This window comes from Streptomyces sp. cmx-18-6, from assembly GCF_046548915.1.
In the GTDB taxonomy this organism is placed as follows: Bacteria; Actinomycetota; Actinomycetes; order Streptomycetales; family Streptomycetaceae; genus Streptomyces.
Genome location: NZ_JAEBEP010000012.1, coordinates 102,356 through 114,551 on the forward strand (window position 1 = coordinate 102,356; position 12,196 = coordinate 114,551).

General features: G+C 72.5%; 10 protein-coding genes. 5 read left to right on the forward strand and 5 right to left on the reverse strand.

What is annotated here, in order from left to right:
* Nucleotides 1-96: 96 nt before the first annotated feature.
* Nucleotides 97-954 carry a hypothetical protein gene (locus ACLJPL_RS26045; RefSeq protein WP_411083368.1) on the forward strand — a complete coding sequence of 286 codons (858 nt, stop codon included), beginning with the start codon at nucleotides 97-99 and terminating at the stop codon, nucleotides 952-954.
* Nucleotides 955-1,041: 87 nt separating this feature from the next.
* Here ACLJPL_RS26045 and ACLJPL_RS26050 read toward each other — a convergent pair whose 3' ends face one another.
* Nucleotides 1,042-1,224, reverse strand: a complete 183-nt coding sequence (locus ACLJPL_RS26050) for a hypothetical protein (RefSeq protein ID WP_411083369.1) — start codon at nucleotides 1,222-1,224, stop codon at nucleotides 1,042-1,044.
* 104 nt (nucleotides 1,225-1,328) lie between these two features.
* The gene (locus tag ACLJPL_RS26055) at nucleotides 1,329-2,405 is read right to left on the reverse strand and encodes a fatty acid desaturase family protein (RefSeq protein WP_411083370.1); all 1,077 of its coding nucleotides are present in this window, start codon (nucleotides 2,403-2,405) and stop codon (nucleotides 1,329-1,331) included.
* A gap of 258 nt (nucleotides 2,406-2,663) precedes the next feature.
* On the opposite strand from ACLJPL_RS26055, the gene ACLJPL_RS26060 reads away from it, so the two are divergent.
* The 4 genes from ACLJPL_RS26060 (at nucleotide 2,664) to ACLJPL_RS26075 (ending at nucleotide 9,316) form a co-directional block, all read left to right on the forward strand.
* Nucleotides 2,664-5,675 carry a DEAD/DEAH box helicase gene (locus ACLJPL_RS26060; RefSeq protein WP_411083371.1) on the forward strand — a complete coding sequence of 1,004 codons (3,012 nt, stop codon included), beginning with the start codon at nucleotides 2,664-2,666 and terminating at the stop codon, nucleotides 5,673-5,675.
* The gene (locus tag ACLJPL_RS26065; RefSeq protein WP_411083372.1) at nucleotides 5,672-7,003 is read left to right on the forward strand and encodes an SWF or SNF family helicase; all 1,332 of its coding nucleotides are present in this window, start codon (nucleotides 5,672-5,674) and stop codon (nucleotides 7,001-7,003) included. Before ACLJPL_RS26060 ends, ACLJPL_RS26065 begins: the two co-directional genes overlap by 4 nt.
* Before the next feature lie 177 nt (nucleotides 7,004-7,180).
* Nucleotides 7,181-7,768, forward strand: coding sequence for an N-acetylmuramoyl-L-alanine amidase (locus ACLJPL_RS26070; RefSeq protein ID WP_411083373.1), 588 nt, complete (start codon nucleotides 7,181-7,183; stop codon nucleotides 7,766-7,768).
* A 132-nt stretch (nucleotides 7,769-7,900) separates the two neighbouring features.
* Nucleotides 7,901-9,316, forward strand: coding sequence for an NAD-dependent succinate-semialdehyde dehydrogenase (locus ACLJPL_RS26075; RefSeq protein WP_411083374.1), 1,416 nt, complete (start codon nucleotides 7,901-7,903; stop codon nucleotides 9,314-9,316).
* Between the two features lie 97 nt (nucleotides 9,317-9,413).
* On the opposite strand, the gene ACLJPL_RS26080 is transcribed toward ACLJPL_RS26075, so the two are convergent.
* The 3 genes from ACLJPL_RS26080 to ACLJPL_RS26090 all read right to left on the reverse strand — a co-directional run bounded on the left by ACLJPL_RS26080 (nucleotide 9,414) and on the right by ACLJPL_RS26090 (nucleotide 12,172).
* Nucleotides 9,414-10,232, reverse strand: a complete 819-nt coding sequence (locus ACLJPL_RS26080; protein WP_411083375.1) for a TauD/TfdA dioxygenase family protein — start codon at nucleotides 10,230-10,232, stop codon at nucleotides 9,414-9,416.
* Nucleotides 10,233-10,441: 209 nt separating this feature from the next.
* A complete protein-coding gene (locus tag ACLJPL_RS26085; RefSeq protein ID WP_411083376.1) occupies nucleotides 10,442-11,896 on the reverse strand; it encodes a WGR domain-containing protein in 1,455 nt (484 codons plus the stop codon).
* Nucleotides 11,897-12,016: 120 nt separating this feature from the next.
* On the reverse strand, nucleotides 12,017-12,172 hold the full coding sequence (locus tag ACLJPL_RS26090; RefSeq protein WP_411083469.1) for a DUF6131 family protein: 156 nt from the start codon (nucleotides 12,170-12,172) through the stop codon (nucleotides 12,017-12,019).
* Nucleotides 12,173-12,196: the final 24 nt, after the last annotated feature.

Here is a 12,196-nt window from a genome sequence, read left to right on the forward strand (position 1 = left end):
CGAGTAGTTAAGGTGCGCCGACGGAAGAAGCGAGGCGGGCCCGGGCGACGCGACGGGTGGCTGAGCGATAGAGGGATACGGGGCGAGGAGGACACTGTGGCCGGTGCGGACGCCGACGACGACGCGCTGCTTGTGCTGACCGCGGTGCTGCTGACTCCCGGACGGTTCCCGAGCGTGCTGGGTGACGACTACGCGGCCGCGTGCGCTGCGCTGTCCCTCGAACCGTACGAGGAGGGCTACGGCCTCGTCCTCGGGCAGGACGGCGACGGGGCCCGGTGGACCGTGGTGGTCGAGGACGTCTCCCTGGTGGCGGTGGCCATCGCCGCGTGGGACTGCGGCATGGAGCACGACCTCTCGCCCGACGACCGCACCGTGCTGTGCGCGCTGCCCGGCTGGCCGCTCGCCGTGGCGGTCGCGGCGCCCGGTGTGCCCGCCCCGCACGACCCGCGGACGGACGGGGTCGGCCCTGCCCCGTTGACGCCTCCGGACACCGGCGTCTGGGGTCCCGCGCAGCGGCGGCTGGGGGCCGACGAGATCGCGGGGCAGTGGGCGCTGTGGCGGGAGCAGATCGACGACGCGGAGTTCGTCCGGCCGGGCGGGGAGGGCCCCGGGGACACGGAGGGGACGGCCGAGCCGGGGGACGGTGGAGCAGTCGCCGCCGACCTGGCGGGGGACGGTGGCCGGCACCCCGGCGTACGGCGGGCTCTGTCGGAGGCTCTCGCCTATACGACGGCGGCTCCCCCGCCGCCCGGCCGGATCCGGTCCGCCTTCGCGTCCGCCGACGCACGCACTCTGCGTGTCGACGGACCGGGGTGGTCGATGGTCGCCAGGACCGACGACATCGCGTTCATCCTGCTGGACGAGGAGCCGGGCGAGGTGCTGCCCGTGGGACGCGGGCAGCACCTGCCGGGCCTGCTGAAGGCGCTGGACGCTCTCGCCGCGCGTCCGGCGTGACGGGGAGACCGGGACCGCGGCGCGGAGAACGCAGAGCGCCGTCCGGGTCCCGGTGCAGGCCGGGGCCCGGTGGTCGCCGCGTCCGGCTCAGCGGCCGATCTGCCTGCGGTTGATCCTGCGGAGCCTGCGCCGCTGGGACGGGTCCAGCAGCAGGTAGCCCGCGGCGGGGACGCCGATCACCACCAGCAGCGCCCACCAGAATCCGATCAGGGGCCATAGGACGGCTGCCGCCACCACTCCCGCGACAGCGACCTTCGCACCGTTCGACATGGTCCACGCCTCCTTCGCGGCCGGCGCCGCTCCTGTTCCGTCAACGCGCCTGCGCGCCCTTACGTTCCCCGTGATGTTCCCCGCGCCGCTCCTCGTGTCGCCCCTCATCGCGGCGGCTCGCCTCGCAGCGGCTCGCCGACCTCGTGCATGTGGGCCAGCGCCTGCCGGTAGGACTCGACGAGTCCGGTTTCCGCGTACGGCATCCCGATGCTCCGGCAGTGCGCCTTGACCAGGGGCTGCGCCAGCCGCAGGTGGGGGCGCGGCATGCTCGGGAAGAGGTGGTGCTCGATCTGGTAGTTCAGGCCGCCGAGAAACCAGTCGGTGAGCAGCGTGCCGCGCACATTGCGCGAGGTCAGGACCTGGCGCTGGAGGTGGCCCCAGCGGTCCCCGTCCGGGTCGGGCATCTCCATGCCCTTGTGGTTCGGGGCGAAGGCCAGTCCCAGGTGGAGTCCGAACAGCGCGTGCAGCACCAGAGCGAAGACGACGGCCTTGCCCGGGGAGAGGACGGCCGACAGCAGAGTCGCGTACAGGGCGAGATGCGCGGTCATCAGCAGGGCCGAGAGGACCCGCTCCCCGGCCGGCTGGCGGCGCAGGAACTGGAATCCGTAGATCTTCAGCGCGATGCCTTCGAGCAGCAGCATCGGGAAGAACAGGCGGGCCTGGTTGCGGGTCAGCCAGCGGGCGAATCCCTCCCGCTGGGCCGCCTGCTTCTGCGTCCAGACCAGGGCGCCGACGCCGACGTCGGGGTCCTTGTCGACGTGGTTGGGGTTGGCGTGGTGCCGTACGTGCTTGTCGTTCCACCAGGCTTCGTTCATGCCGAGGAGCAGATTGGCGTGCACCAGGCCGATCAGCCTGCCGACCGTGCGGTGGCCGGATATCTGGGAGTGGCCCGCGTCATGGGCGACGAAGGCCGTCCGGGTCCACAGGACCGCCAGCGGAAGGGCCAGGAACAAACTCCACCAGGTGTCTCCCAGCAGGACGAACGCGGCGATCACCGCGCCCAGGGCCACCAGGTTGGCCGCGATGCTGATCGCGTACCGTCCGGGTCGGTGTTCCAGGAGGCCCTGCCCCCTGACGGCACGGAGCAGCGGGGCGAAATCACTCCCGGGGGCCGGGGAGCCGGGACGCTTCGAACCGCTGTCACCGGCGGGATCCGCAACGGTGGCTGTCGCCTGGGGCATGAAGTCTCCGGTCTCTGGAACATAGCGGCGCTGACCTCATAGAACGTACGGAGCGGAGGCTCCCGGGGACCATGACGCCACCACCCCGCTCCTGCGGGGGAAGGCCCCAGCGCCCCATGGTGGTGCTGGCTGCACCCTCGACACCGGGGGCGGCGATGAGTGAGGTGGATCACGGTGTGCATCGGCACGGCGCGGCAGGGAGTGGGGTACCCTCGGCGACCCTGACCCACTAGTCAAGTTTGAGGAATCTGCATCGCTGTGCAACGGCACCCTGCGGCAACGCCTTCCGAGATCTCCGAACTGTCCCGCTGCTCCGCAGTCTTCATCCCCGCAGATCCGGCCCGTACCGGCCTGATCGCCTTCTGGAATCCGGACGGTAGCACCCCTCCCGAGGGCCTCGGGGCCTCGTCGGAGCTCATCGTCGTCGACCCCGGCCTCCAGCACCGTGCCGTACCCGCGCTGCACCTTCCCGTACGGGACGCCCTGCCGGTGCTGACGCGGGCACGGGCCGGCGGGCCGGCCTCTCCCGCGACCGCCTTCTGGGGGGCCGCCGCGCTGCTGGCCCTTCAGTTCGTGGCCCGCGGGCTCCTGCTGCCCGGGCTGAGCCCCGCCGGCCATGACGCCTGGCGGGTCGGGCCGCTGGCCGCCGAGGACCTGGAACGGGTCCGGGAGCTCGCCGCGTCGATGCCGCCGGCCGCGCACGCGACACCGCTGGAGACCGGTGCGGAGGCGGGCGGGCCGCTGCTGCTGCCCGAGCCGGAACGGCTGCTGCGGGCGTTCCTCGACGCGGTGGCCGACGAGCTGCCCCGGACGCCCGCCGCCGGGTTCGCCGCCGCGGGTCCGGCGTTCGCCGCCCGGGAACCGCAGCGGCTGCCCGAGGGGCGGGCCTGGGCCGCCGATGTGGCGGCCGGTCACGACGCGGGCGTCCGGCTCTCCTTGCGTATCGAGGTCATCGGGGCGGCCTCGCCGGGCGACGAAGGCCCTCCTTACAAGGACCTTCCTCACCAGGGGACTTCTTACGGCAACGCCCCTCGCGAGGACACTTCTTACGGCACCGCTCCTCGCCAGGACACTTCTTATGACGCCGCGGGCCCCTCGTTCCGCGCTGTGCTCCAGATCCACAGCGTCAGCGACCCCTCCCTGGTCGCCGACGCGGCCGAGGTCTGGGCGGGCGGCACGCGCAACGCCACGGCGTTCGGGCCGGGGGCCCGGATGGACGCCCTCCTCGCCCTGCGCCGCGCCGCCCGTGCCTGGCCGCCGCTGGCGCCGCTGCTGTCCGCCGCCGTACCGGACGCGGTGGAGCCGGCCGACGAGGAGATCGCCGAGCTGCTGGGGCCCGCCTCGCGCGCCCTGGCCGCCACAGGCGTGCAGGTGCACTGGCCCCGGCAACTGGTCGGGAAGCTGACCGCACGCGCGGTGATCGGCCCGGCAGACGAGCACGGTGCCAGTGGGGATGAAGAGGGCGCGGACGGTGACGGCAGTCGGGGGCGGGCCGCCGCCGGCGCACCCTCGTTCCTTTCCGCCGACGCCCTGCTCGCGTTCGACTGGTCGTTCGCGCTCGGCGACCGGAAGCTGAGCCGCGAGGAGCTGGACCGGCTCGCGGAGTCCAGCAGGCCGATCGTGCGGCTGCGCGACCAGTGGGTCCTCATCGACCCGGAGGAGGCGCGCCGGGCGCGGCTGGCCCAGGACCACAAGGTCACGCCCATCGACGCGCTGGGCGCGGCGCTGACCGGCTCCACCGAGGTGGACGGACGCCGCATCGAGGTGGCGGCGACGGGCCGGCTGGAGCGGTTGCGCAAGCGGCTGGCCGATCCGGAGTCCGCGGCTCAGCAGTCGATCGAGCAGCCGGAGGCGCTCACCGCGACGCTGCGGGACTATCAGCTGCGCGGTCTGAACTGGCTGAACACCATGACCTCGCTCGGCCTCGGCGCCTGCCTCGCCGACGACATGGGCCTGGGCAAGACGATCACGCTCATCGCCCTGCATCTGCACCGGCAGAGCGACCCGGACGCGGCCGGCCCGACGCTGGTGATCTGCCCGACCTCCTTGATGGGCAACTGGCAGCGGGAGATCGAGAAGTTCGCCCCGGGCACTCCCGTACGCCGCTTCCACGGCACGGCGCGTTCCCTGGAGGGCCTGGTGGACGGCGAGTTCGTCCTCACGACGTACGGCACGATGCGTCTGGACGCCGCCCGACTGGCCGCCGCGTCCTGGGGCATGGTCGTCACCGACGAGGCGCAGCACGTCAAGAACCCGCATGCGGCGACGGCCAAGCAGTTGCGCACCATCGGCGCCCGGGCCCGCGTCGCGCTGACCGGCACCCCGGTGGAGAACAACCTCTCCGAGCTGTGGGCGATCCTGGACTGGACGACGCCCGGGCTGCTGGGCCGGCTCGGGACCTTCCGCAGCCGGTACGCCGCGGCCGTCGAGGGCGGCAACGACCCGGAGGCCGCCGAGCGGCTCGCGGCCCTGGTGCGCCCGTTCCTGCTGCGCCGCCGCAAGTCCGATCCGGGGATCGCGCCGGAGCTGCCGCCGAAGACGGAGACCGACCGGGCGGTGTCGCTGACGACCGAGCAGACCGGGCTGTACGAGGCGGTGGTCCGCGAGACGCTGGCCGAGATCGCCGGCGCGGACGGGTTCGAGCGGCGGGGGCTGGTGATGAAGCTGCTGACGGCGCTGAAGCAGATCTGCAACCACCCGGCGCAGTACCTGAAGGAGGAGCGGCCGAGGATCGCGGGCCGCTCGGGGAAGGTCGAGCTGCTGGACGAGCTCCTGGACACGATCCTGGCGGAGGAGGGCTCCGTCCTGGTGTTCACGCAGTACGTGCGGATGGCCCGGCTGCTGGAGGAGCATCTGGCGGCGCGCGGGGTGCGTACGCAGTTCCTGCACGGCGGTACGCCGGTGGCGCGCCGCGAGGAGATGGTGAACCGCTTCCAGGCGGGCGAGGCCCCGGTGTTCCTGCTGTCCCTGAAGGCGGCGGGCACCGGGCTCAACCTCACCCGGGCCGGTCATGTCGTGCACTTCGACCGCTGGTGGAACCCGGCGGTCGAGGCGCAGGCGACGGACCGGGCGTACCGGATCGGGCAGACCCAGCCCGTGCAGGTGCACCGGCTGATCGCCGAGGGCACGATCGAGGACCGGATCGCGGAGATGCTCGCCCGCAAGCAGGGGCTCGCGGACGCGGTGCTCGGCTCCGGGGAGGCCGCACTGACCGAACTGACCGATGCGGAACTGGCCGATCTGGTCATGCTGCGAGGGGGCGCACGATGAGCGACGACGACTTCGATCACGAGTGCGGGACGGACGCCGGCAGTGGGGCGGAGCGTACGTTCGCGCCGCTGCCGCCCCCGCCGGGCCGGGGTTTCGCCGTGTCCTGGTGGGGCCGGGCGTGGCTCAAGGCGCTGGAGGACACCGCCCTGGACGGTCAGCAGCTCAAGAAGGGGCGGCGGCTGGCCCGGGAGGGCGGTGTCGGGGCGGTCTCCGTGCGCCCCGGCCGGATCACGGCCGTCGTACGGGACCGGGACGGCACGGACCACCGGAGCGATGTGCTGCTCCAGGAGTTGAGCGACGAGGCGTGGGACCACTTCCTCGGCATGGCGGTGGACCGGGCCGGGCACATCGCGGCGCTGCTGGACCGGGAGATGCCGCCGCTTCTGGTGGAGGACGCGGCGGGCGCCGGGGTGGATCTGCTGCCCGGCATCGGTGATCTGGAGCCGGAGTGCACGTGCGGGACCTGGGACCACTGCCCGCACTCGGGGGCCCTGTGCTATCAGGTGGCGCGGCTGCTGGACGAGGACCCGTTCGTGCTGCTGCTGATGCGGGGGCGCGGCGAGCGGCGGCTGCTGGACGAGCTCCAGGTGCGCAGCGCCGCCCGTGCGGTGCGGGGTGCGAAGGGCGGCGACGCGCCGGAGGGCGGGGATCGGGAGGGGTACGGGGTTCCGGCCGGTGAGGCGTTCGCCGGTGGGTCGATCCTGCCGCCGCTCCCCGCTCCCCCGGCGGCGCCCGAGGGACCGGGACTGCCGCCGTCGCTCGACACGGAGGCGGGCCCGCCGCCCGGCCTCGACCCGGCGGCGTTGGAGGTCCTGGCCGCCGACAGCGCCGTACGGGCCCATCGGATGCTGGTGGAGGCGCTGGCGCCGGGGCATGAACGGCAGCCGGTCGCGGTGGGGCTGACGGCGGAGCAGGACGCGGTGCGGCTGGCCGCCGACGCCCGCCCCGAGCCGTCGATCGCGGCGCGGCTGGCCACGGGCTCCGGCCGGCCGCGCGCCGAGCTGGAGGCCGCGGTGCGCGCCTGGCGCTACGGAGGGGTCGCCGCACTGGCGGTGCTGGACGAGGTGTGGGACCCGGACCCGGAGTCCCTGGCACGGGCTCGCGCCCGGCTGGCGTCGGCGTGGGAGGAGGGCGAGCGGCCGCCGTTGCGGGCGGGGCGGGCCCGCTGGACCGTGGCGGGCGCGGACGTACAGCTCCGGTACGACCGCGACGGCCGGTGGTGGCCGTACCGCAAGGAGCGGGGCCGCTGGACGCCCGCGGGGCCTGCGGACGACGATCCGGCGAGCGCGCTGGCGGGGGTGCTCGCGGGGGCCTCGGCCGGTAGCTGAGGCCCGTCGGCGGGGCCGGCGCACGGGGTTCCGGCGGCAACGGGCGGGAACCGGAGCCTTCTTCCGCTCGTCATCAGCGGGAGACGGGCTCGGCCCGCCCTCGGCCGTACGCGACCGCCGTAGGGCGGCCCTGCCCCGGCCCGCCTCTCACCCCGGCCCCGACTCCGCAGGAGCACGATGCACCGCAGAAGGCTCCTCCAGGCCGCCGCCGTCACCGCGGCGGCCGCGGTGGTTCCCGCTCCGGCCCGGGCGGTGGCGGATCCGGCCGCCGTCGCGGACTATCCGGCGGCGCTCTGGGCGCCGGCCGACGCGGCGAACTACACGGTCCCCTCGCACCCTTCCGAGCGCCGGATCGATCGCGTCGTCGTCCATGTCGCCCAGCAGATGTTCACCCCGACGATCGGCATCTTCCAGAATCCGGCCAAGCGGGTGTCCGCCCACTACGTGGTGCGCTCCGGGGACGGCCATGTCGCCCAGTGCGTACGGGAACAGGACATCGCGTGGCACGCGGGCGCCTGGGACTTCAACACCCGCAGCATCGGCATCGAGCACGAGGGGTGGGTGGACCGTCCGGAGTACTTCACCGACGTGATGTATCTGCGCTCGGCGCGGCTCACCGCGGACATCTGCGAACGCCACGGCATACCCAAGGACCGGTCGCACGTCGTCGGCCATCACGAGGTGCCGGGCAGTGACCACACCGATCCCGGAGCCCTCTGGGACTGGGAGCGGTATCTCCGGCTCGTCAACCTCCCCCTCCCGTGATCCGTCAGGTCACCGGCAGTGCTTAATCATATAAACGCATATGGCCTGTTTTCTGCTGGCTGAGCCGGGTACCCCGCAGGAGGCGGAGCGCAACGTTCCGCCCCGTGTGGCACCTGTCGTCCTGGAGATTCCATGTCAGAGCAGCGCAAGAGTTCGTTCGCCACCGTCAATCCGTACACCGGGGAGACCCTCGCGGAGTTCCCGACCATCGAGGGCGCGGAGGTGGACGCGGTTCTGGAGACCGCGGACGACGCCTTCGGCGCGTGGCGGAAGCGAGCCGTCGAGGACCGCGCCGCACTGGTCGGGCGCGTCGCGGAGCTGATGAAGGAGCGCAAGGAGACCCTGGCGCGGCTGATCACCCTGGAGATGGGCAAGCTCATCTCCGAGGCGCGGGGAGAGGTGGATCTCGCCGCGTCGATCCTCGCGTACTACGCGGAGCACGGGCCCGGTTTCGCGGCCCGCGAGCCGCTCGACGTCGAGGAGGGCGAGGCGTATCTCGTCAGCGAGCCGCTCGGCGTCCTGCTCGGCGTCATGCCGTGGAACTTCCCGCTCTACCAGGTGGTGCGCTTCGCGGGCCCCAACCTGGTCCTGGGCAACACCGTCCTGGTCAAGCACGCCGGCATCTGTCCGCAGTCCGCGCTCGCCCTGGAGGCGCTGTTCCGGGAGGCGGGTGCTCCCGAGGGCGTCTACACGAATCTGTTCGTGAGCCATGACGAGATCTCACGCATCATCGACAGCCCCGTGGTGAAGGGGGCGTCGCTGACGGGCAGCGAACGGGCGGGGGCCCAGGTCGCCGAACGGGCCGGGCGCAACATGAAGCCCAGCCTGCTGGAGCTGGGCGGCAGCGACGTGTTCATCGTGCTCGACGGCGAGGGCCTGGAGCGTACGGTCGGCGCGGCGGTGGCCGGCCGGATGGCCAACACCGGGCAGAGCTGCGTGGCGTCCAAGCGGTTCATCGTGCTGGCGGACGTGTACGACGACTTCGTCGAGGGGATGCGCCGGGGCTTCGCGGCGCTGGAGGCCGGCGATCCGTCCGACGAGGGGACGACGCTCGGGCCGCTCTCGTCCGAGCAGGCGGCCTCGGACCTGGTCGAGCAGATCCGCGAGACGGTGGACCAAGGGGCCGAGCTGCTGATCGGCGGCGACCGGATCGACCGGACCGGGGCCTTCGTCGAACCGACGATCCTCGCCGGAGTGAAGCCCGGCATGCGGGCGTACGCGGAGGAGCTGTTCGGCCCCGCCGCGGTGATCTACCGGGTGGAGGACGAGGAGGAGGCGGTCGCGCTCGCCAACGACAGCCAGTACGGCCTGGGCGGATCCGTCTTCTGCTCGGACGTGGAACGGGGCCGCCGGGTGGCCGAGCGGGTGGAGACCGGCATGGTCTGGGTGAACCACCCGACCTCGACCCGGGCCGACCTGCCGTTCGGCGGGATCAAGCGCTCCGGCTACGGCCGGGAGCTCTCGAAGCTCGGGATGCGGGAGTTCGTCAACCGCAAGCTCGTCCGGGTGCTGCCGCCCGACGCGGAACTGGGGGGAATCGCCGGCTGAACGAGCGCCTCGGCCTCCGGCTCCCGTCGCCCGGCGAGCGGCGGGAGCCGGAGGCGGTGAAGGGGGTCGTCGACCCCTTCACCGTATGAGCAGGGCGTCAGAAGGCGCGCGCCCTGGCCTCGGGGTGCTCCACGCCGATCACCTTGCGGTAGACGCGGGCGCCGTCGCCGTAGTCGTCCACGGCGTAGTGCCAGGTCGCCTGGTTGTCCCACAGCACGAAGTCGCCGGGGCTCCAGCCGAAGCGGATGGTGTAGTCCGGCGACGAGGCGTGCCGGAGCAGATGGTCCAGCAGCACCTTGCCCTCCTCCGGCGTGACGCCGGTGAGCCCGATCGCCGAGGTGCTGAGGAACAGTCCCCTGCGCCCGGTGACCGGGTGCTTCAGGACGACCGGGTGTTCGACGGTCTCCGCGACGGCGGTGCGCTTCGTGCCCTGGGCGTAGTTCTTCGGGTCCGCGTCATAGGTGGCGCTCACCGATTCGAGCAGCACCTTGAACGGCTCCGACAGATCGTCGTACGCCGCCTGGAGATCGGCCCAGAGGGTGTGTCCGCCGAGCTCGGGCACCTCCTCGTACGTCAGCGACTCGATGGCGAAGACGGGACTGCGCCACAGCCCGCCGATGTGCCAGGCGCTCGCTTTCCCGGTCTGCCGGACGTTGTACGGATAGACCAGCGGGTTGGCCGCGTCCTTCACGGCGGTGGGGTGGTCGAACGGCTCCGCGAAGAGGCGTACGGCTTCGACGTGCTGATCGGGCGTCAGGTGCTGGTCGCGGAAGACCAGCACCTTGTGCTCCTCGAACGCCTCGCGCAGCCGGTCGGCGGTCGCGGTGTCGACGGCCTTCGTCAGGTCGACGCCGGTCACCTCCGCGCCGATCCTCGGTCCGACGCGCCGTATCTCGTGGCCGGCGACAGTGGTCATGCCCATCTCTCCCTGTGCTCGTGGCTGTTGACGTACGGAGGCGGAGGCCGGCTCGTCAACAGAGGGACGCGCATGTGCGCGCCAGGTCCACGTGCAATCTGCGGTACAGCGCCGGGAGGGTCACCCGTCCACGATAGGCCGGGTCCCCCTCCTCCGGACATGCGCTTGTCGTTGCACTCGCATGAACAGGGCTCCGGCCGCGCGGGCGCTCACTGGAGTCGTCGGATGTCGCCCCGGACCCGGTAGAAGCCGCCGGCCGCCGTGTGCAGGGCGTCCACGACGTACCGCGCGCCGGGCTGCCGTATCGCGCGGGGGAACTGAACGTTCCATGACGTGTCGTAGCCCCCGGACACCACGTGCACCCGGAGCCGGCCGCCGGCGTCCTGGACGCATTCGACGACGACCGCCCCGGCGGGGGCGTGGGTCACGGTGGTGACCGCCGCCGGGGCGGTGGCGGGCGCGTAGGTCGGCAGTGCCGCGGCCAGCTTGACGTCACGGGGCGCGGGGACCGTGCCCTGCTGGGCCGCGGAGATGGCCGCCTCGCTCGCGTCCACGCAGACCAATGAGCCATCGGTCGTGACCAGATACAGCCGCCCGTCGCGGTATTGCATGGACAGCGCCGATCCGCCGCCCGTGCCGAGCTTCCACAGGCGTGTGCCGTCCCGGTCGAAGCAGTACACCGACGAGGAGGCGTCGCCCGCGAAGACGAACCGCCCGCCGGGCGAGGTGGCGCACGAGTAGACCGCGCTGTCGCACGCGTAGGTCGCCTCGATCGCGCCGGTGGACTTCGACAGCCGCTGGACGGCCCGGTGCGCCGTCCCCGCGTACACCGCGTCGTCCTCCTGCCAGCCGAACAGGACGCCGCCCCGGGTGGGCGTGTGCCACAGCTCGCCGCCGCCGTCCGGGGAGTAGGCCGTGACGCCCCGGTGGTGGCCGTGGTAGACCGCCCGGTCGTCGGCGCGGACCATCCACGCGTGCTCGCCCTGGCTGCGGCGCGCCCACTGGTGCTCGTCCTCGTGGTCGATGACGGTCAGCCGGCCGTCGCGGTCCGACACGTTCAGCAGGCCCTCATGGATGTCGAGCCAGAAGATGTCGACGTCTGCCGCGATGTCGTACGCCGCGAACGGCAGCTTGGAGGAGAGGTCGTAGACCCGGCCGTCGTCACAGCCCGCGTAGATCCAGAAGTCGTCGGCGACCAGGCACTTCACGCCGTCCGGGAGACTGAAGCGGGCGAGGACGCCGCCGTCGTGGTCCAGGGTGTAGACGTCGCCCGCCTGGTTGCCCACCCAGCACTGCTCGTCGTCCACGTGGATGCCGAACGCCGAGGAGCCCGTACGGAACCGCCACAGCACGGGGGCGACCGCACGCGCGGTCGAGGGGGCGGACGTCACCTGGCGGCGGGTCACCGAGCGTGGCGCGCGCCCGCCGGGGACGGCCGGGGCGTAGCCCTTGCGGACCTTCTCCCCCACCTTCTTCGCTGCTGCGGCCTGCGCCTTCGCGACCGAGGCGAACGTGGACGTCTGCGTCTGCCCGGCCGCGCCTATGCGCCCGTACCGCACCGTCACCACGTGGCCGTCGACGGTCACCTCGTAGAACTTGTGCGCTCCGGCGCCTTCTTGTGAAAGCTCCAGATACGTCGTCGACACCGTGGACGCGGCAGGCATGGCAGTCCCCTCCCCAGGGCGGACCCGCCGCTTTCCGGCGGGTCCCAGTGCTCACACCGTAAGAGAGGCCACTGACAATCACGACTTCCGGCAGTGGTGCGACTCCACGTAGTGGCGGCTCTACCAGTAGTGACGCCTCCCGCCCACCGCGCGGCCCATGGACCCCAGGAGCCACAGCACGAGGCCCACCGCGACCAGGATGATGCCGATGGTCCAGAGAACGGAGATGCCGGCCACGAGGCCGATCACCAACAGAATGACACCGAGGACGATCATGGAGTCCTCCAAACAATGCCGACT